Origin of the sequence: Micavibrio aeruginosavorus ARL-13 (assembly GCF_000226315.1) — a bacterium.
GTDB classification, from domain to species: Bacteria; Pseudomonadota; Alphaproteobacteria; order Micavibrionales; family Micavibrionaceae; genus Micavibrio; species Micavibrio aeruginosavorus_B.
Map to the genome: position 1 here is coordinate 2,435,932 of NC_016026.1, position 19,498 is coordinate 2,455,429.

Consider the following 19,498-nt stretch of genomic DNA (forward strand, 5'->3'; position numbering starts at 1 on the left):
GTCTCTGCCGGGCAAAACCTGCCCAGCGGGGGCCCGCTTTCAATCTTGTCGCAATGGAGCGAAAGAATGAGCATTTCAGGTCTGGATTCGGCCCTGTCCGGTTTGAAGATCGCCCAGCAACAGCTGAGCGTCATATCGAACAACGTCGCCAACGTATCAACGCCGGGATATTCCCGAAAAATCCTTCCGCAACAAACCGTTGCGATTGAGGGCCAGACCGTCGGCGTCAAGGCCAACGCCGTGGTCCGCAATGTCGATATGTACCTGGCCCGGGATTACTGGACCCAGGTCAGCGCGGTGACCTTCCAGGACACCACCGCCACTTACATGAACCAGATTCAGCAGTTCCACGGGGCGCCGGATGCGGAAACATCCATCTCGGCAAAAATTACCGCCCTGCAGGATGCGTTCCTGTCCCTGGCCAACCAACCCGACAGCGAAGTCGGCATGCAGGCTGCCGTCAGCGCCGCCCAAAGCACCGCGCGCAAATTCAACGATTACTCCAATTTGATGACCCAGATGCGGAATGACACGCAGCGCGAACTGAGCGAGGCGGTCAGTCAGGTCAACACGTTGCTGAACCAGGTGGCCAGCCTGAACAAGGAAATCAAAAGCAACATGGCCCAGGGGCGCACCGTTGCCCAGCAACAAGATCAACGCGACGCCGCGATTGAGGAATTGTCGGGCCTGATCGAAATCAGCTTCTTCACCCGCGGGGACGGCGTTCTGGTCGTCCAGACCAACGAGGGTTTGCAATTGGCCGATGACACGGTCAACCCGATGTATTTCAACCCGACACAGCAAACGACCCTGACTTATTACCCGGCCAGCGCCGCAGGCCTGTATGTCGGCGGCAATCCGAACGAAGTCCGTGTGTCGTTTGATATTACGCAGCGCGATCCGGGTGGCAAAATCGGCGCGTTGCTGGCCATGCGGGATGAAACATTACCGGCATATCAGGCCCAGCTAGACGAGCTGGCGCACAAAACGGCGCTGCGCCTGTCGGAGCAGGGACTGAACCTGTTCACCGATCAATTTGGCAACATCCCGGCCAACACCGATCCGGTCCCCAACCCGCCCGGTCCGCTGACCCCTGTGCCGTATGTCGGATTTTCCGCGATTATGCAGGTGAACCCGGCCATTTTGAACGACAACAGCCTGATCCGCTCCGGCACCGTGGTGGGCAGCGCCGTGCAGGAAGGTTCGAACGAAGTCCTGCGCCGGGTCGCGGAATTTGCCTTTGGCAACATCGCGTATCAGGAAGCGCAGGGGAACGTCGATATTCGCGTCGCCGGCATTCCCGATACATTGCAAAACATCTTTGGCCTGAACCCGCAGGCCCAGATGCGCGGTGATGTGAATATTCACAATCTGTCGCTGGGTGTGCCGCTCAACGCCGCGCCGGATCATCCGTTCCTGCCCATCAGCGGACCGCCTTTGCTGGATGATTTCACCATTCGTATTGACGAAGGCGGAGCCAACGACACGGGCGATATCACCATCGACCTGACCGCCGTGGACACCGCCTATCCCACGCCGCCCTCCACCAGCGGGGCGCAGGCGTTGGTTGATTATCTGAACAACGACGTGTTTCCGACCTTGGCTCCGCCATTGGACACCACCGTCACCGCATCCTTGAACCAGTTCGGGCAATTGATGATCAACGCCCAGCATGACATCGGGATCGGTGTGGGGAATATGGGTGAAGACGGGCTGGAATATCTGGGCTTGAAGGCTGGAACGACACAAGCCGTCGATCCGTATTTCACCGTACAGGTGGGGCAGGATGATCCAGTCCGTGTCAGCATTTCACCGGGTGACACCGAAACCGATTTGCTGACCAAACTGAACAACATCCCCGGTATTCAGGCCAGCATTGACCCGGCCACCGGTTTCCTGTCATTCCGACCCGGCCCGGGGTTCGGCGGTGATATTCGTATCGTTGACGGAACGATCCTCAGCGCAGGGGGCAACACGCCGAGTCTGGAATTGCTGGGCAGCGCCAGCCCGGTGGTCAGCGTCGCCCACGCCCCGTTCCGCGAAACCCAGTTGGGTGCCGGGTTACAGGTCAGTTCCGGTTTGCCGGGAACGCTGACGCTGGAGGAATATTCCCAGCGCATGATCAGCAACCAGGTGGCCGAGGTGAACGCCACTACCGCCAAACAGGCAGATGAAGCCAGCCTGCGCGATCTGTTAAACACGCAGTTGCTGAACGAATCCGGTGTCAATCTGGATGAAGAATTGTCGCACTTGATTGTGGTGCAATCGGCCTTTGCCGCCAGCGCCAAAACCATTACCGCCATTGATGAAATGTTCCAGCAATTGCTGAACGCTTTCTAAACTGAGAGGATAGACCCATGACCGCGATATCGACCTATGCACGATCCATGGCGCAGTCGCAGCAGATCAAACTGATGCAGATGCAGTTTTCCGATCTGCAAACGCAGCTGAACACGGGGAAAAAAACCCAGCTTCTGTCCGGTTTGGGCAGTGATGCCATCGTATCCAAACGGGCGCGCGCCGATTTCAACGAACTGCAAACCTATATCGACAACATCGACAAATCCCAAACCCGCATCAAAATGATGCTGAAGGCGGTTGAGGGCATCAAGGCCCAGGCCACCGCCGTCGCCGATGGCGTGATCAACCAGGTTCAGGAAGGCGAGATCAGTGAGCTGGGCGCCCTGCGCGATCTGGCCGAAAAATCATATGATTTCATCCTTGATCTGATGAACACCCGGGATGGCAACACCTATCTGTTCGCCGGATCGGATTCCGGATCACAGCCGATCACCGATGCCGGGACGCTGGATACCTATTTCGCCACGCTGAACGCGGAATGGGCGGCGGGCACATTGACCGTCAACCCACCCAACACGAACATTGCCGAGGAATATATCAGCCGTTACACCAACATTCCCGAAACCACGATGGGCATCAACGGATCGCTGGTTGATGCCAAGAAAGTGATGGTGCGCGCGGATACCACGGTTGAAGTGGATTACACCGTCATGGCGAACCAGCAGGGGTTCAAGGACATCCTGACCGCCGTATCCGCGCTGCGCAATCTGGGCGATCTGGAAGACGCGCCGGGGGCGACATACGAAGAGCAGCAGGAAAATTTCTATGCCGTGTTCAACAACATCGCCACCCAGCTGACCAACGCGCTGGACAAGATGGATGAATATGGCACGAAACTGAGCCTGGCCGAGGTTCGGATCAGCGAAGCAAAAGCCGATCACAAAATCGATCAAAACACACTGACAGCAACCATCGAGCGGATCGAAAACGCCCCGATTGAGGAAGTGTCTGTGAAAATCACCGCGCTGGCCACCCAGCTGAACGCCACCTATCAGGTCACGGCCATGGCCAGCCAGCTGAGTTTGGTCAACTTCATCTAAGCCAATAAAAAAGGGCCCAAACGGGCCCTTTTGATTTTATCCTGCTGCTTACAAAGGCTGGACATCCACCACCAAAACCGACGGCCCCTGGGGCAGGTTCGGGTGCAATCGTCCCAGCGGACGAGCATCCTGGTCATTAAAGGCGCTGAGCACACTCAAGACCGCATCGGTATAATTGCTTTTCATCGTGATTGATGCCGGCAATTTAAAATCCTGCGCGGAGTTCCAGACCAGTTCAACACCGGCGTCATACGACCATTGCAACAAAACATCCCGCAGGGACGCACCACGATCTGCATTCCATGTCTGGATCGCATCGGGATTAAAGCTGGTTTGTACAGCGTGATCCATCGCCACGGGTGCCACAGGAGCAGGAGCGGTCAGGGACGCATCGGACATCGTCATATCGTCAACCATCGCAACGTCACCGGGCGCGCGCGGCGTGGCCACCGGATCAATAAACCCGACATCTTCAACGCCCATCAGCGGGGTTGGGGCCTCAACCGCGACGGGGTCTTCCGACACAGGCGTGACCGCTTCCATCGGGGCAGGGGCTGCATCGCGGATCACCGGTTCGGCCTGTGTTTCGCCACGACGAATATAAACTTCACGGATGGGTTCGTGCGCCGGTTCATGGGCAGGCATCGCCGCCGGGGGCGTTACAGGGACCGGGGTGGCCACAGGAGCAGACACGGGGGCGGAAACCGGAGCCGCTGTCGCAGGACCAACCCAGACGCGCTTGGCATCATCCATTACCCGCACGGACAAACCATAGGCCGCAACGGCGTTTTCAAGAACAGTCGGCCAGGCTGCGCCCCCATCCCAATCCACGCGTTGTCCCTGATCCACGGCGGGATCAAATACATATCCGTAGCCAGCCGGAACGATCTGGCGCATCGCCAGAACCAGCGGCAGATCACGACCAAAGCCCTCGGCCATGGCGTGGTGCGATGCGGGTACAGCAGAGGATGGCGTAGCAGGCGCTGAAGCGTGAGGCGACGGCAGTGACGGCGCGGCCCCCTTGGATACAACCAGAGCCGGTTTCTGCCGGACGGGCTGGTGGTGTGTCGCATGGTCCGCTTGCGGAGCCCGCGGCGCCGGAGGGGCGTCCGCATGAACATGCGGGGCCTGTGTTGCGGGGGACAAGCGCATCATCGGCTTGGGCGCGGGGGCCGGCTCTTCGTCCATGACCGGCATCGGGCGCGGTGGTGGTGGCAGATCATCCATCACGGTGCCGGATGCGCCCATGTCCGTTGTTGTGCCATCCGTCATGGTGACGTCGATGATTTCAACTTCGCTCACGGGCACAGCGCTGACCGGCGGCATCACGCCATCCGTATCCTGCCCGGCATCGGTGGCCACGGCGGTGGCCGGTGGTGGCGTAAATTCAAAACCAGCCAGAGCCGGTGCGGCGAAAGACGTGGTCAGAACACACGCCGTCCCCAGCAGCAAAACACGGGACGAAAAAAGAGTGCGAGAGATCATGGTTTAAAAACCTTGTCGATTGTTGCCAGTCAAATATTGCAAGTCGGTCACAAAATGGCGCATCCACACAGGGAAGGCGCACAATGCAATAAAGCCCCCCGAAATTAGTCGCCGGGTGGCAAAATGACAAGGTAGAAATGGGGTTTAGGGCGCGATAGTCCCGTAAAATCGGGGCTTATTCAGCCCGGGCAACAATCAGCCGAAATCACGCATCCGCCGGCGGCGCAACGAAACCCAGGCCGGGCGGTTTTGCCCGACGATCCAGACCCGCAAGGCCCGCATGGCGGAGGAAAAGGTCAACCCCCGCCGCTCCAGCATCGAGAAAATCACAGTGATGATGATGGTGAGAACCAGGGTAATCGGCCGGGCATAAACCAGAAGGGCAAAGAACGGCAGCGCCGCCCGCGCATCGAGCGAGAAAAACCGCACCGGGCGCATGGTATTGCGCCAGTGCCAGTTTCGCTTCTCAATGAGGGCATCTTCGGTGCTTTGGGCCATTTCATCTGCCTAAGGGGCTGTAAACAATCATAGAATACCGTATCAGCAGAGTTTAAACAAACCGCTAACAGGCCGGACAGGACCCTTGGTTAACCACCAGCGCCCGTCGAGGAGGACAACAGCAGGTACCAGCGACGTTCGATCAAACCGGCCTCAAACGCCTTGCCTGCCGAGATCGCCATGCTCTGCCCATAGGTTGGCAGCATCCGTTGCAGGTTGGCCGGCCATTCGGTGAAATCCATATCCAGCAATTTTTCGCGCACTTCGTCCGGGAATTTCATCCATTCCCGCACACCCAGACGGCCACCGCCGACTTTGGGCACCAGCGCCTGGGTCACAATCATCCGCAATGTTTCCATCAGGGCATAGGCCCGTTCAGAGCGTTCATTGGCATCAAATGTGGCCACCATACGCTGGATGGTTGAGGCCACGCCCGTTGTGTGGGTCGTGGTGTACACGGCGTGACCGGTTTGCGCCGCTTCGATCGCGGCGGAAATGGTTTCACGGTCGCGGGCCTCACCCACCAGAATGATGTTCGGTTTACGGCGCAGGGCGTTGCGAACGCCGCGCGCGAAATCGGGCAGGTGACGCGGAATTTCCGTTTGGGCAACCAGCGAACGCGGGCTTTTGATCGCGTCATAAACATATTCGATCGGCGCTTCGTAGGTCAGCATTTTGCCGCACCCGTGCGCGCGTTCCAGCATCATGCGGTTGCCAGCGGCCAGCAATGTGGTTTTCCCCGAACCCGTCGGGCCGGTGATAATCACAACACCCTGACGCGGCGCCCAGTTCTTCACGATGTCTTCTTCGATATTCAAATCGAGCATCGTCGGCGGTTCGTTGGGCAGAACCCGCATGGTAATCTGCGCCGCGTCGCGCCCCTTGGACAGAACGGGCGTAATGTTCACACGGAAGCGGATCCGCGTATAACGATCCGGTTTCAGTTCATAGGACAGGTCAAGGTCCGTCCCCGACGCCAGACGGGCTTGTGCTTCCGGCCCGTAAATTTTTTGCAGCATGACGGCCATATCACCCGCATCCAGCGCGCGATAAGTCGCCGGATACAGAACGCCGTCAATTTCGTGGTAAATCTGCTTGTCGGACTGGAACGTAATATCGGATGCGTTGCGCTTCACCGACCAGAGCAGGAACGGATCGACATGTTCGTCCGTGAACCGGTTGGGTTCATCGGGCCATGTCTGGGCAACGTTATCCGCGCCCTTTACAAGACTTATCGGCTTGCGGGCAGCCATGTATCCGATCCCGGCTTGAGTTCAGGCTTGCCGGTGATTTGCACCGCGCGGTCGCCAACACGCATGACATCGCCACCGCCCGTCACGCCGCGATCAACATGCAGCGCATAGGGTTGCGAGACCATATCCTGAGCCAGCAGCATCCGGTACCGCACCATGCCCTGATAATCAGCAGACAGGGCTTGCAGGTCAGCCTGGAAAATTTCATCCGCCTGTTCAACGCCGCGTTCCCAGCCAATCTGGACCCAGTTGGCCCAGCGCTCTTTTTCCTCCGGTGTTTCGGGCAGCAAAACATCCGGCGGCGGGGCAACCTTGCCCCAGTCACGCTCCAGATAATTGCGCCAGACGCGCGCGGTCGCGACGATCTTTGCGTTCGCGCTGATGGAATAAACCCGGTCCGACACAGCGGCAGATTGGCCGCCAGCCTCAATCAACAGCGCATTTTCCTGTTCGGAAACAATCGGCGGTTCGATCAGCAGGCCCGACGGGGCCGCGATCAGCAATTGACGAAAATCAAACACCTTGTCCATGTAATCGGACGTGTTTTCCAGTTCGTTGCGAATTTCCCATGTGCGCCAGGCCAGACCGCCACGCGCGCCATAGGACAACGCCGCTTCCTTCATCGCATCAAAGCGAATATCCAGCGGCAAGCCCTCGGTCACACCGATACTGATCGCCGTATCGGTCCGCACCGGGTTTTGCAATTCAGCAATGGGCGGCGGCGGCGTGCGTTCGGCACGGGCCACGGGACCAGCAAACAACACCGCCCCGCAGGTCAGCGCCGTTAAAGTCAGGACACGGAAAAAAGATGGTGTGCGGATCACGTGTTAGCCCCCGACACCCGTCACAGGCGCGTAGTGGATTTCCACCATGCGGCGAACCCCATCCACACGAACATCGGCGCGTTGGCCCAGTTGCAGGCCCAGCGAGCGCAGAACATCAATCACCGGACGGTTTTCAACATTGATCGAAACAACAACAGGCACAGGCGGTTGTTCGCCCACAGACATAAAGGCATAACCGGCACGGTCGGCCAGCGTTTTGGCAATCGGTTCAACCGGGCCAACCCAGTTCACGGTGATGGCGCGTTTCAATTCCACCGGCGCATCGGCAATCGGCTCAACGGCCACACCGGGGCTGCGCGCCTGTTCAACGGCGGCCAGCGTTTCCAGCGCACCCGATGCACGATCGGCGGCTTCAGCCAGCATCAGGTTCACCTTCTCCGGTGACGCAACCAGTTGCGGATTGTTATTTTTTTGCACGGCCTGACCCGGCGCGCAGGCGGACAACGCCAGCGCAGCCACGCACAGAGTCAGCGAAACAACTTGTTTGCGAAAACGCATCATGACCACAAAACACCCTCAAAAATGCGAAACCCGAGAATGCCAAAAACCCGGGAAATGGGACGACCGGGACAGCAGGCCATGGTATGACCGAACACCCCCAAATCAGAACACTTCCACAAGTTACCTTGTCCCGCGCGGCGGAACAAGTCAGCTTTTTCGAAAAACCGGACAGTTCACCCGGCACAACGTGACACAGAGCCGTTTATTTGCGCAGCAGACCGTGGCGTTCCATCGAAGACACCACTTTTTTCTTATATTTCCCGCCAATTCCGGGGGTGCGGGAGTGATAATGGGCAATCGCCTTGGATAAATTGCCCGTATCGTTCAAATGGCGGCGCAAAATCCAGGCCGAAACGCCAACATTGGTGCATGGATCGTCGCGGACCCATTTGCGCGCGGTCGAGGGGCTGACCCCCCAGACGCCGGACAGTTCATCCAGCCAGAGCGTATTGATCTGCATCGGGCCCAGATCATAGGTGCCATTGTCGTTCGGGCCAACTTCCTGCCCGACCCGGCCACCCTCGACCTGATAAATCCCCAGCAAAACCGCCGGGGGAATAGAATAGGTTTGCGCCGCAATCAGGATGCACCCCGCCAGAATACCGGACATTGCGCTCATGACCGCACGCTCCCTTATTCCCCGGTGTCTTCGCCGCTGGCGGCTTTTTTGCCAGCGAAGAAGCCCATCGGGCTGCCTGTCGGGTTTGCGGGAGGCTCTGCCGGAGCTTTCACAGGGGCCGCTGCGGGGGCCGTTACGGGAGGAGTCATCACAGACGCTGACGGACGGGGGACAGACGCGCCACCAGAGGCCGCACCCGCACCCGGAACAACCGCTTCTGCCGTCAGGGTCAGCATCTCAGCCCCGCGATCAAACGCGGCCCAGACGGCATCCATCGGCACCTGGCCGCCGCTTTGCTGGATCATGGCGTTCCGGGACGCATCATCCATCATCATCAAACGGCTTGTTTCCATGGCATGACATTGCGCGTACAGCAGGCACAGGGCCCGTACGATCGACAATTCGGCCTTTTTCTTCTGGGCCAGCGTGGCGTTCGGCCCCAGCATCCGGCCACACATGGCCGTGGCCCGGTCCAGCACCGTCGCGGACACATCCTGCACCAGTTTCTTTTCCGGGCGGCCAAAGGAGTACACGCCAATCGCCTGGACCACAGGCACCAAGGCGAACAGCGCCTGAATATGGATTTGCGGCTCATCCGGCCCGCCGGTGTACGGTCCGGCTTCCAGCGCGTTCAGACGCGCGGTGGCATCCGCCGCCGGGGTGAAATTATCGGCAAAGGCCAACACCGCGCCAAGGGTGGAGGCCAGCCGGCCAATATCACCCTCCGCCGGAACATGGCCCGTCATTTCATAGGCCCCAGCCACCAACGGCGCGGACAGACCCGCCAGCGCCAGACGCAGACCATCGGCCTGCCCCTGATCGTCGCGAATGTCCATGGATTCAGACAGGGACACGGACATTTGCACCGTCCGGCTGATCAATTCGGCCAGACGCGTGGCATCCGCCCGCATATCCGGGGCCACGCCCATGCGTGCGGACACGGACCCAACCGCCGTCATCAACGGTACGCCCAGACGTTCCAGAACCTGTATTTGAAATTCAGCGCGCTGACTCATAATTCCATTATGTCAATAATGACGGTGCATGACCGCCTTGAACCCAATCGTAACCCCGTCTTTGTTATAGGGGGGAGCAGACAAAAACGGCAACCCTTTTTCGCCCTCCACCAAAGAGAACCCCCATAGCAACCGTCACCCCGCCCTTATTTCGCTCCTGCCCCAACTCGCTTTTATTCCCCCTCCCAGAGGGAGGGGGTTAGGGGGAGGGGATACAGTGTTACAAAATTACGACCACCCGATCCCGCCACCCCAGCCCTCCCCCTCTGGGGGAGGGTGTATGAAGAACAAAAAAACCCCCGGATCGCACAAAAGTGCGTCCGGGGTGATGATTTAAAAAAAGACGGTGGGATCAGAACAAATCGGCGGTAATTTCAGCCAGATCGCGCGGACGGCCCCGCACCATCTTAATCTCGCCCGTCTTGCTGCGGTAAAGCAGGATCGGTGTCGCATCCAGTTTCCAGTTCTGCATAATCAGCAAATTGCGTTCGACCCCCTGCTTGTTGATCGCCGGATCAACCGGCAGGGCTTTGGTGTCGCCATCCAGATGTTTATACCAGCGGTCTTCCGCATCCGGTGCGGCCAGCAGATACGCCGCCTGCGCCTTTGTTTCATCACGCAAGCCCACCGGAATCATTTTCATCTGGATTTGCCCGGTGGCCAGCAGGTCCTTGCGCAGATCATTCATCAACGCATGGCAATGCGGGCATTGCGGGTCCATGAAGGCATAAATCACCGGCGCATCCGCATTTTTGCCCAGCGTGATCATGTTTGAGGCTTCGACCTCTTTCATCAGGCGCTGGGACGGGCTCAGATTTTGCTGGGCGCGCAGTTCTTCCTGAATGGCCTGCAACGGGTCGACGGCGGGCGTCGCCGGTGTCGCCAGCGCATCCAGTGCGGTATCGCCGCTTTGCAATTTCGCGACTTGGTCAATGGTGACCGGGTGGCCGGATTTGTCGAACAGCAACCCCATGATGATCGCCTCGCCATCCGGTGTGACGTAGAAATATTGTTCCTGTCCCTGCAGGATCGTGGCCCAGCCATCCAGCCCCTTTTCCCGACCCAGATAGCGGATTTGCGCACCGCGCGTGCCGAGTTCTTTCAAAACCTCGGGCATCGGGGGCGTTTTTTCCGCCGTTTGTGCGGATACGGGCGACAGGCCCATCACACACACCAGCGCAGGAACCAGCAAAAGACGGAAGAAATTTTTCATGGCGCACAAAACCCTGTAAAATGGGACAGAGCCAAAGAGTACAGATCATTTATGGCGGCGTAAAGGCACGGGATGCCCCCTTGCCGGATCTGGCCTTGCCCCCGGGGGACGACCTGATACACTTGTCACCGCTTATTCAATTTTACAAAACGGAGAATGCGTGATGGATACCGGCCTTATCATTCTGATTGTTCTGGGTGTGATCGTTCTGGGTCTGATCATGATTTACAACCGTCTGGTCGCCCTGCGCCAGACGCGGAACAATGCGTTTTCCGACATCGACGTGCAATTGAAACAGCGTTTCGATCTGATCCCCAATCTGGTGGAAACGGTGAAGGGTTACGCCACGCATGAACAAAGCGTGTTCGAAAATGTGACGCAGGCCCGCGCGCAAGTGGGCCGCACATCCGGCGCCGGAACGGACCGTATTCAGGCCGAAGGCATGTTGGGCAGCGCACTGATGGGCCTGTTCGCCGTGGCGGAAAACTATCCGCAACTGAAAGCGGACCAGAATTTCCAGCGCCTGCAGGCGGAATTGAGCGACATTGAAAACAAGATCGCTGCCGCGCGTCGTTTCTTCAACAGCGCGACCAACGAATACAACACCGCGATTCAGCAATTCCCGGCCAATTTGATGGCGGGCATGTTCGGGTTCCACAACGAAGGCTTCTTCGAACTGGACCCGGCGCAGACAGAAGCCATCCGCAACGCGCCGCCCGAAGTGAAATTCGGCGGATAAGGCACGCACCCCATGGCTTTGGCCGCAGCGGGTTTAAAGACCCATATCTGGAACAACAATCTGCGCTCAATCATCCTGCTGGTCGGGTATCCATTCCTGATGGGCGCGATTGTCTGGGCTATGGCCGCTGCCATTGGATTTTTCATGGGGCAAAGTGCCGGGCCGAATGCCCCGCACGGTACAATAGCCACCAACTTCGCCAATGGGTTTATCGCACAATATTGGCCATTGATCGGCACCGCCGTGGCGATCTGGTTTATCATTGCGTGGTTTTTCAACACACGCATGGTGGCGATGTTATCGCACGCAAAACCGGTCACACGAGCCGAGGAGCCCGCGCTTTACAACCTGCTGGAAAATCTGTGCATCGCGCGCGGCTTGCCGATGCCGCACCTCAACATCATTGAAACCGATGCCCTGAATGCCTTCGCCAGCGGCGTGCAGCGCAGCGATTACACCGTAACCGTCACACGCGGATTGCTGAACACATTGCAGCCGGATGAGGTTGAGGGTGTTCTGGCGCACGAGCTGACGCACATTATCAACCATGATGTGCGCTTATTGATGGTGTGCATCATCTTCACCGGCATGATCGGGTTTGTCATGCAATTGGTATGGTCGTCGGTGCGGTACGGGCTGTATATGCCGCGCAGTGGGAATAATCGGAACAATGGTGGCACCATCATCATTGCGCTGGCCATTCTGCTGATCCTGGCGATTGGCTATGGGGCCAGCCTGTTGACCCGCTTTGCGTTGTCGCGCCGCCGGGAATATATGGCCGATGCGGGCGCCGTTGAACTGACCCGTAACCCGGATGCGATGATGCGGGCCCTGCAACGCATTTCCGGGCGCGACCATATTCCCGCCGTGCCGGATGATGTGGCGCTGATGTGTATTGAGAACGGTCACGCCTTTATGGGCCTGTTTGCCACACACCCGTCGATTGATGACCGCATCCGCGCCCTGTCCACCATGACCGGAACACCGATCCCGGGTGCATCTGGGACCGAAAAATCGGATAACCCATTGAATCCATGGGCGCGATAAGCGTCCGATTTCGGTTGAACCCTCTTCACGAATGCTTACAATACGCTATATGACTATCTGAGGCGGTCATGATGGCCGCCTTCGCTATCGAATGGAGAGAAGAAAGATATGCAACCCGATCGTTTTACGACGCAAACCACCACTGGCGCAGTTGCCTATGATGCTGGCCTGCGCGCCCACTTCCAGAAGGTGTACAACACCATGGGTCTGGGCCTGGCCGTCACGGGCGTCACCGCGTACGTTGTGTCCAGCATCGAGCCCGTTGCGAAAATTCTGTACACCACGCCGCTGGCCTATGTGCTGATGTTCCTGCCGCTGGTGTTCATGTTCTTTGGCTTTAACCAGCGCGCCTTGATGACCAAAAGCGCAGCCCAACTGACCAGCCTGTTCTACCTGTTCTCGGCGGCGTTTGGTTTGTCGCTGGGCGTAATCTTCCTGGCCTATACGGGCGTCAGCATCGCCAAGGTGTTTTTCATCACCGCGGGTATGTTCGCCGGTACATCCATTTTTGGTTACACAACCAAGAAAGATCTGAGCGGCCTGCAAGGTCTGCTGGTCATGGGTGTGATTGGCTTGCTGATCGCGATTGTGGTGAACCTGTTCCTGCAAAGCGCAATGATGGACTTCGTCATTTCGTGCGTTGGTGTTTTGATTTACACCGGCCTGATCGCGTTTGACACGCAGAACATCAAGGAAATGTACAGCGAAGCCCACGGGGCCGAAGCCAATGGCAAATCCGCCGTTATGGGGGCGCTCAGCCTGTATGTGAACTTCATCATGCTGTTCCAGTTCCTGCTGAGCCTGCTCGGCCAACGGGAATAGGTCACGCGAAAAGAGACGAATTCTTCAACGCAGAAGGATAGTCCCTTAAATAAATTTTTCGCACGCGTGCAGTGCAAAACGACTAAACGCCCGGTTGTCCGGGCGTTTTTTTATACTCGAATATTCTAATGCAATCACACCCCCGTAATCATCTTATGAATCCTTAAGCTTGGGCCTATATTCTGAATCCATGCATGGAGCAAAGGGGGGCAACATGGAACCGCACAAGACGCGTATACTTCTTGTCGACGATACGGCATCACTCGCCCGCACCTATGAAACATTTCTGAAAGCGCAGGGCTACGATGTACGGTGCGCCTATACCGGGCGCGACGCGATCGAGGATTTAAAGCGCTATGGGGCCGACCTGATGTTGCTGGATCTGGACCTGCCGGATTGTTCGGGTCTGGATGTGATGCAACAAACCAACGACATGCCCGAACACCCGCCGGTCATCATTATCACCGGAACCGATTTCGCCCCCGTGCGCGACGAAGCGATGCGCCGCGGCGCGCGATCCATCCTGACCAAACCGATCAGCATGGATCGCCTGTCCCACGCGGTCGCCGAAGAACTGGATAACGACTTCTCGAAAAAGGACGCTCTAGCCCCAAAGGATGAAAGCCAGATGAAATCCCAAAACCCGACATCAGATCGCGGAACAAACGAAACCGAAACCATGCCCGGAAACATCGCAGGATTTCAGCCTGACGGTTCACAACCCCAGAATGATTACGACATCAATCAGCCCCGCCGCGCCGATGGATACGACACGCAGCGCATTCTTCAGGGTACCGATTTCGGCGGCTTCATCGGCACATCGCCCGTGATGATGCGCCTGTACGACAATATTCAAAACGCCGCGCGGTCCAGCGCCACAGTGTTTATCACCGGAGAATCCGGCACCGGGAAAGAAGTCTGTGCCGAGGCCATTCACCGCCACTCCCCCCGGTCCAAGGGCCCGTTCGTGCCCCTGAACTGCGCCGCCATTCCGCGTGATTTGCTGGAAAGCGAATTGTTCGGTCACGTGCGCGGAGCCTTCACCGGCGCCATCAATGACCGCGAGGGCGCGGCGAAACTGGCCGATGGCGGGACATTGTTCCTCGACGAAATCGGCGACATGGACCCGAATATGCAGACGAAATTGCTGCGCTTCCTGCAGGATGGCACGTTCCAGCGTGTGGGTGGCAGCCGTCTGGAAAGCGTGGATGTGCGCATTATTTGCGCCACCAACCGCGACCCGTTGGATGATGTCCGCTCGGGCCGTTTCCGTGCCGACCTGTTTTATCGCCTGCACGTCCTGCCCATTTCGATGCCGCCGTTGCGGGCGCGGGGGGATGATGTCATCGACATCGCGCAAACCCTGTTGCTGCGCTACGCGGCGGAGGAGAAAAAGGCCTTCCACGGTTTCGATGCCGCCGCCGCCGATATCCTGCGGCACTATGAATGGCCGGGGAATATCCGCCAGTTGCAAAACATCATCCGCAATGTCGTGGTCATGCATGACGGCCCGATGGTCCAGGCCCAGATGCTGTCCGACCGTATCCTGCACAGCGCCGAGGCCCATGATATGGCCCTGAGCGGGCGCGGGCCGGTCCTGTCTTCACACGGGCTGACCCCACCCATGACGTTGGGGGATTTGAACAGCGGCCGTCACGACCCGCATCAGCACCATCATGCCGACACCATGGGCGGCACACCGGTTATCCAGCCTCTGGCCATCACGGAACGTGTGGCGATTGAGCAGGCCATCAACGTTTGCGGCGGCAACATTCCCCGGGCCGCCGCGTTGCTGGACATCTCGCCCTCGACCATCTACCGCAAAAAAGCGGTGTGGGACCAGGCGGATAAGCAGGGGCATAAATAGGCGAGCAACCCCGCCAGACCAAACCAGAGGCCCCGCTTGAACCCCGGACAACACCCTCTGGCGAACCCCTCAAAAAGCCAGCCGCAAAGACTGGCCCCCTGCGAAAAGACCCTGTTTCCGCCCACCCCCGGGCCAAACAGGGTCTTTTTCATGGTTTTCCGGATTTTGCGCTTGAAACGGCCGCAGAAGGCGGCTATTTTCCGCTCGTCTTTCAAAAGAAGGGCCCATAGCTCAGCTGGGAGAGCGCCTGCATGGCATGCAGGAGGTCGTCGGTTCGATCCCGATTGGGTCCACCATTTTTCTTATCACCACAATTCGTCACCGACCGCCACAAACCGTGAAACCCGCGCGTTTCTTCGGATATTCGTCCACTCCAGTTCCCTTTTGTTCTCCCTTGTTCGTTTACACCCGCATAATTTGGGGGTAGCGTTGGGGGTACAGTCGCGGATCTGGGGGTACGATGACGCTGACAAATACCACCTGCAAGAACGCCAAACCGAAGGAAAAGCCATACAAGCTGGCTGACGGTGGTGGATTGTATCTGCTGGTCAATCCCAATGGTGCAAAGCACTGGCGCCTCAAATACCGGTTTTTAGGCAAAGAAAAGCTGCTGGCCATCGGGCCATATCCCCTCACATCCTTGGCAGACGCCAGACAAGCCCGGGACGACGCAAAGAAGCTCATACAGTCCGGCGCCGACCCGGTAAGCCATAAACGCGAAGGAAAGCGCAATGCCCTACGCAACGCGCAAAATACATTCGAGGCCGTCGCTCTGGAGTGGGTTGAGAACCAGAAAGAACGATGGAGCCCCAAATACGCCGAGAAAGTCTTACGCGGCCTGACCGTGAACATCTTCCCGGAAATAGGACAGCGGCCCATTGCGCAAATTACGCCACCGGAACTTCTGGATGCTCTTCGCAAAATTGAGAAACGAGGTGCACTGGATATTGCCGGCCGCACCAAGCAGATTTGCGGCCAGGTCTTCCGTTACGGTATCCAGACAGGCAAATGCACGCGGGACGCCTCAGCAGACCTCCGTGGCGCGCTAAAAGGCAGGAAAGCTGAACACTTCGCCTCCATCGACCCGAAAGAACTCCCCGCATTCCTAAAAGCGCTGGGGCAAAACGATGCCCGTCTTTATGCCCGGACGCGCCGAGCCATCCATTTATCCATGCTGTGCTTCACCCGGCCGGGCGAGATACGGCAAGCCCAATGGTCAGAAATGGACTTTGAAGCTCGCCAGTGGGTCATCCCAGCAGAGCGCATGAAAATGCGCCGGGATCACATTGTTCCCCTTTCCATGCAGGCCATAGCCATTCTGGAAGCCCAGCGCGAAGAAACCGGAAAGCTCAATACGCCCTACGTCTTTCCCTCCCAGATCCAGCCCAGAAAGCCCATGAGCGATGGAACCGTCAATCAGGCCGTTAAGCGCCTTGGCTATACGGACCGCATGACCGCCCACGGATTCCGCGCACTGGCCCGCACTGCCATTCGCGAAGCGCTGGGATACGACAGTGAGATTATCGAGAAACAGCTCGCCCACCGCACATCCAACCCACTGGGTGAGGCTTACGACCGGACACAGTTTCTATCCCAGCGCAAAAAGATGATGCAGGATTGGGCAGACCACCTTGATTCCATTGCTCATACACATTTTCAAACAACCGCTTTAAAAATAGGCAACGGTCATGGTCGATAGAAAAATTAACACTCGCGACATTGCGACAACAACTTTTGATGAATACCTACCGCTTTTTACAAAGGGATTTCTGGCTATTTTAGAAAAAGCGAAAAGTCCTGATTCCAACCCTCATTTACTAATCCAAGAATACTTCGAGAGTGTGTTCATATACGCATTGATGATGGAAGCTAATTATACGCAGCATAAAAACGAGCTGTACGCATTAAGAAATACACTTGGAGAACTAGCAGAAACTCTACCCCACAAAGCTTTTGGACACATTCTTGAAACAAAGCGCGAAAATGATTTCTTTGGCTTCTTTGTCGATGGACTTGTTCACTATGGCTTGCCCAGAAAACCAGCAATCGAGCACGTAAGCTTGTGGATGACCAATGCTGGTTACAAAGCAAGTATTGTTAAGGTTAGAAAGGCGCATGAATTATACCGAAAAGAGTGTATTTCAAGTAATTTTTGGACGATTTCAAAATACTTCGATGACATCAAAGCTCACCGCATTATGTTTCCCAATTTCTCAATGCATAAACAAACCGCTATGAAAATATTTTCTACTGAAGAAATTTTTGCATTTTCACATCCCAAGGCAAAAACCGCACTTACAAAGTTTAAACAGTTGCTATTGGACATTGGGTGAGAAAAATTGACGTAGGTATATTTTTTCTACGTACTATCAGCATTTCGATATCATCCATACCTTTTGTGTTTGTACGAACAACGCAGAACACGAAAGGATGAAAATGTTACTCACGGTCCCAGAAGCCTGCCAAACACTGAAGATTGGGCGTACCCGTCTTTATGAAATTTTGGCCAATGGTGAAATCAAAGCCCGCAAATCCGGCAAAAAGACGCTGATTGAGAAATCAGAGCTAGAGCGCTGGGTTTCCACCCTCCCGAACTATCGGAAAGGGGCATAATCCATGACCTTAGAAACAAAAACCCCGCCGGGCAGCGGGGTCTTCGGTAAATCGGGTACAGACCTATACGCTATAGCAACAAGGCCTTTGCGACAAGGACGGCGGCTGGCTGTTAAATTCCAAGTCGAAAACCAGCCCAGCGCCGTGCACACAGTAAAGGGACAGGTTGCCCGCTCACTCGTGACCCTGATTGTCTCTGGAAACAAGGGTTGCACAGCACTGGAAATATCCTCCTGGGCACTCAGGTTTGCCGCTTACGTGCATGAACTCCGACAAATAGGCCTAGACATCTCCACCATCAGGGAAGAACACGATGGCGGCTGGCATGCGCGGTATATCCTGCATACTCCGGTTAGGATCCTGTACCCAACTGAATGGGCCACCCCTTAAAACACGCAGGGGCGGCGCTCTATGGGGCCCGCCCCCTTTTTCCGGGCAATCAAATGTCAAAAAACTATGCAAAGACCAAAGGCCGTAGCGGCCCCAGATTTGTCATGCTTCGTCACGACATGATGGATAGCCCAGCCTGGCGGTCACTAAGCGCGGAAGCACAGGCTCTCTGGTGTCATGTTCGCCGGCGCTATAGCGGGAGCAACAATGGCGAGATCCCACTCTCCTGCCGGGAAGCCGCGGCATTATTGAATATAAGCAAGAATACGGCCGCGCGCGCTTTTGAGGACCTTATTGGGCACGGGTTCCTGAAAGTAGGAGAATATTCCGATTTCCGCCTGAAGACACGTAAGTCCCGGCGCTGGGTTCTCACCCATGAGGCCAATGGAGACCGGGCTCCCACCAATGAATGGCGCGACTGGGGCAAGTCACAAGCCCGCGAAAATTTAGAACACGGTGTCACCAGAGGGACACACAGTCCCACTGGAGGGACAACACAAACAGTAGCGGACAGATAGAGCGCTCCACGGTATCTCCTATGGGACTGTAAACGCCTTTTCGCGCATTCCACAGTGTCACCAGAGATACAGTATATACATCTAGCCATAGGCTCCGTAGGAGCACCCGCGTAGCGTAGCTGCCCCACACAGCAAAGCGTAGCGTAGCGGGTGCGTCTCATCGAGGAAATGTGGTTCGAATAAAGCACAAACCCCCGCGAACCACGAAGGAGCGACCAACCGGTGAATTATCGGAGCCCATACGCGCGCGCGTATAGACAATCATGCCCCTTTACCTAATTGCACTTGGTCAAAGTAATTTTATTCATAACGCATAATTCCAATCACCCTGCCCACAATACAGATTGCGGAGGGATCCACCACGAAGGTCTTATATGTAGGGTTTTCACGAATTATCATGAGTTTTTTGAGGGCTGGTTTCCACTGAAGGCGGACAATATCCAGCTCACCCATCACTCTGAGCGCAAAGAGACCTTCAGGAGTGGGGAGAGTGAGCGTTGTATCAATCACAACACCATCCCCTGGCTTGATTTTGGGAGACATTGAATCCCCCTTCATAGAAACCGTCATGAGCTGAGAAAAATCTCGCTTAAAATTCTGAATGGGTGGAATTGTGGCGTTCGTCAAAGCTGAAGTTGCTGTCATTTTGGCTTCCTTTCAGTGTTGTGGGG

At 56.8% G+C, this 19,498-nt stretch carries 19 protein-coding genes and 1 tRNA gene; 11 read left to right on the top strand and 9 right to left on the bottom strand.

The features are described from left to right. Positions 1-66 precede the first annotated feature (66 nt). Positions 67-2,340 carry a flagellar hook-associated protein FlgK gene (gene flgK / locus MICA_RS11565; RefSeq protein WP_014103958.1) on the top strand — a complete coding sequence of 758 codons (2,274 nt, stop codon included), beginning with the start codon at positions 67-69 and terminating at the stop codon, positions 2,338-2,340. A 17-nt stretch (positions 2,341-2,357) separates the two neighbouring features. Next, positions 2,358-3,401 (top strand): flagellin, encoded by a 1,044-nt coding sequence (locus MICA_RS11570; protein ID WP_014103959.1) that lies wholly within the window; start codon positions 2,358-2,360, stop codon positions 3,399-3,401. A gap of 48 nt (positions 3,402-3,449) precedes the next feature. Here MICA_RS11570 and MICA_RS11575 read toward each other — a convergent pair whose 3' ends face one another. The 8 genes from MICA_RS11575 to MICA_RS11610 all read right to left on the bottom strand — a co-directional run bounded on the left by MICA_RS11575 (position 3,450) and on the right by MICA_RS11610 (position 10,831). After that, positions 3,450-4,886 carry a toxin co-regulated pilus biosynthesis Q family protein gene (locus MICA_RS11575; protein ID WP_014103960.1) on the bottom strand — a complete coding sequence of 479 codons (1,437 nt, stop codon included), beginning with the start codon at positions 4,884-4,886 and terminating at the stop codon, positions 3,450-3,452. 195 nt (positions 4,887-5,081) lie between these two features. Beyond that, positions 5,082-5,384, bottom strand: coding sequence for an IcmT/TraK family protein (gene icmT / locus MICA_RS11580; RefSeq protein ID WP_014103961.1), 303 nt, complete (start codon positions 5,382-5,384; stop codon positions 5,082-5,084). 89 nt (positions 5,385-5,473) lie between these two features. Next, complete coding sequence (locus MICA_RS11585) at positions 5,474-6,637, bottom strand: type IV pilus twitching motility protein PilT (RefSeq protein WP_014103962.1); 1,164 nt, start codon at positions 6,635-6,637, stop codon at positions 5,474-5,476. After that, positions 6,616-7,461, bottom strand: a complete 846-nt coding sequence (locus MICA_RS11590; RefSeq protein ID WP_014103963.1) for a type IV secretion system DotC family protein — start codon at positions 7,459-7,461, stop codon at positions 6,616-6,618. The genes MICA_RS11585 and MICA_RS11590 overlap by 22 nt, the downstream gene beginning before the upstream one ends. Positions 7,462-7,464: 3 nt before the next feature. Continuing rightward, positions 7,465-7,983, bottom strand: a complete 519-nt coding sequence (locus tag MICA_RS11595; RefSeq protein ID WP_014103964.1) for a DotD/TraH family lipoprotein — start codon at positions 7,981-7,983, stop codon at positions 7,465-7,467. Between the two features lie 202 nt (positions 7,984-8,185). Beyond that, on the bottom strand, positions 8,186-8,602 hold the full coding sequence (locus tag MICA_RS11600; protein WP_014103965.1) for a lytic transglycosylase domain-containing protein: 417 nt from the start codon (positions 8,600-8,602) through the stop codon (positions 8,186-8,188). 14 nt (positions 8,603-8,616) lie between these two features. Then, entirely contained in the window at positions 8,617-9,618 is a 1,002-nt protein-coding gene (locus MICA_RS11605; RefSeq protein ID WP_014103966.1) for a hypothetical protein, read from the bottom strand. Positions 9,619-9,970: 352 nt separating this feature from the next. Further along, a complete protein-coding gene (locus tag MICA_RS11610; protein ID WP_014103969.1) occupies positions 9,971-10,831 on the bottom strand; it encodes a thioredoxin fold domain-containing protein in 861 nt (286 codons plus the stop codon). Positions 10,832-10,994: 163 nt separating this feature from the next. Between MICA_RS11610 and MICA_RS11615 the strand changes: the two genes are divergently transcribed. From MICA_RS11615 to MICA_RS12510, 9 genes are all read left to right on the top strand, one after another. After that, the gene (locus MICA_RS11615) at positions 10,995-11,570 is read left to right on the top strand and encodes a LemA family protein (protein ID WP_014103971.1); all 576 of its coding nucleotides are present in this window, start codon (positions 10,995-10,997) and stop codon (positions 11,568-11,570) included. Positions 11,571-11,582: 12 nt separating this feature from the next. After that, a complete protein-coding gene (locus MICA_RS11620; protein WP_014103972.1) occupies positions 11,583-12,617 on the top strand; it encodes a M48 family metallopeptidase in 1,035 nt (344 codons plus the stop codon). Between the two features lie 108 nt (positions 12,618-12,725). Beyond that, positions 12,726-13,439 (top strand): Bax inhibitor-1/YccA family protein, encoded by a 714-nt coding sequence (locus MICA_RS11625; RefSeq protein WP_014103973.1) that lies wholly within the window; start codon positions 12,726-12,728, stop codon positions 13,437-13,439. A gap of 214 nt (positions 13,440-13,653) precedes the next feature. Further along, complete coding sequence (locus MICA_RS11630) at positions 13,654-15,306, top strand: sigma-54-dependent transcriptional regulator (RefSeq protein WP_014103974.1); 1,653 nt, start codon at positions 13,654-13,656, stop codon at positions 15,304-15,306. A gap of 220 nt (positions 15,307-15,526) precedes the next feature. Then, positions 15,527-15,602 (top strand) — tRNA-Ala (locus MICA_RS11635). A 164-nt stretch (positions 15,603-15,766) separates the two neighbouring features. Continuing rightward, complete coding sequence (locus MICA_RS11640; protein WP_014103975.1) at positions 15,767-17,005, top strand: tyrosine-type recombinase/integrase; 1,239 nt, start codon at positions 15,767-15,769, stop codon at positions 17,003-17,005. After that, positions 16,995-17,639 carry a hypothetical protein gene (locus MICA_RS11645; protein WP_041794109.1) on the top strand — a complete coding sequence of 215 codons (645 nt, stop codon included), beginning with the start codon at positions 16,995-16,997 and terminating at the stop codon, positions 17,637-17,639. The genes MICA_RS11640 and MICA_RS11645 overlap by 11 nt, the downstream gene beginning before the upstream one ends. 103 nt (positions 17,640-17,742) lie before the next feature. Beyond that, positions 17,743-17,919, top strand: coding sequence for a helix-turn-helix domain-containing protein (locus MICA_RS12085; RefSeq protein ID WP_014103978.1), 177 nt, complete (start codon positions 17,743-17,745; stop codon positions 17,917-17,919). A 3-nt stretch (positions 17,920-17,922) separates the two neighbouring features. Further along, positions 17,923-18,309 (top strand): winged helix domain-containing protein, encoded by a 387-nt coding sequence (locus MICA_RS12510; protein WP_407635801.1) that lies wholly within the window; start codon positions 17,923-17,925, stop codon positions 18,307-18,309. 818 nt (positions 18,310-19,127) lie between these two features. Here MICA_RS12510 and MICA_RS11665 read toward each other — a convergent pair. Next, positions 19,128-19,472 (bottom strand): S24 family peptidase, encoded by a 345-nt coding sequence (locus MICA_RS11665; RefSeq protein WP_049782154.1) that lies wholly within the window; start codon positions 19,470-19,472, stop codon positions 19,128-19,130. Between the last annotated feature and the right edge of the window lie 26 nt (positions 19,473-19,498).

Coding starts and splice junctions, on each gene's coding strand:
- MICA_RS11595 (WP_014103964.1), bottom strand. CDS start 7,983: ATGATGCGTTTTCGCAAACAAGTTGTTTCGCTGACTCTGTGCGTGGCT.
- MICA_RS11665 (WP_049782154.1), bottom strand. CDS start 19,472: ATGACAGCAACTTCAGCTTTGACGAACGCCACAATTCCACCCATTCAG.
- MICA_RS11575 (WP_014103960.1), bottom strand. CDS start 4,886: ATGATCTCTCGCACTCTTTTTTCGTCCCGTGTTTTGCTGCTGGGGACG.
- icmT (WP_014103961.1), bottom strand. CDS start 5,384: ATGGCCCAAAGCACCGAAGATGCCCTCATTGAGAAGCGAAACTGGCAC.
- MICA_RS11585 (WP_014103962.1), bottom strand. CDS start 6,637: ATGGCTGCCCGCAAGCCGATAAGTCTTGTAAAGGGCGCGGATAACGTT.
- MICA_RS12510 (WP_407635801.1), top strand. CDS start 17,923: ATGACCTTAGAAACAAAAACCCCGCCGGGCAGCGGGGTCTTCGGTAAA.
- MICA_RS12085 (WP_014103978.1), top strand. CDS start 17,743: ATGTTACTCACGGTCCCAGAAGCCTGCCAAACACTGAAGATTGGGCGT.
- MICA_RS11630 (WP_014103974.1), top strand. CDS start 13,654: ATGGAACCGCACAAGACGCGTATACTTCTTGTCGACGATACGGCATCA.
- MICA_RS11645 (WP_041794109.1), top strand. CDS start 16,995: ATGGTCGATAGAAAAATTAACACTCGCGACATTGCGACAACAACTTTT.
- MICA_RS11640 (WP_014103975.1), top strand. CDS start 15,767: ATGACGCTGACAAATACCACCTGCAAGAACGCCAAACCGAAGGAAAAG.
- MICA_RS11625 (WP_014103973.1), top strand. CDS start 12,726: ATGCAACCCGATCGTTTTACGACGCAAACCACCACTGGCGCAGTTGCC.
- MICA_RS11600 (WP_014103965.1), bottom strand. CDS start 8,602: ATGAGCGCAATGTCCGGTATTCTGGCGGGGTGCATCCTGATTGCGGCG.
- flgK (WP_014103958.1), top strand. CDS start 67: ATGAGCATTTCAGGTCTGGATTCGGCCCTGTCCGGTTTGAAGATCGCC.
- MICA_RS11605 (WP_014103966.1), bottom strand. CDS start 9,618: ATGAGTCAGCGCGCTGAATTTCAAATACAGGTTCTGGAACGTCTGGGC.
- MICA_RS11615 (WP_014103971.1), top strand. CDS start 10,995: ATGGATACCGGCCTTATCATTCTGATTGTTCTGGGTGTGATCGTTCTG.
- MICA_RS11620 (WP_014103972.1), top strand. CDS start 11,583: ATGGCTTTGGCCGCAGCGGGTTTAAAGACCCATATCTGGAACAACAAT.
- MICA_RS11570 (WP_014103959.1), top strand. CDS start 2,358: ATGACCGCGATATCGACCTATGCACGATCCATGGCGCAGTCGCAGCAG.
- MICA_RS11610 (WP_014103969.1), bottom strand. CDS start 10,831: ATGAAAAATTTCTTCCGTCTTTTGCTGGTTCCTGCGCTGGTGTGTGTG.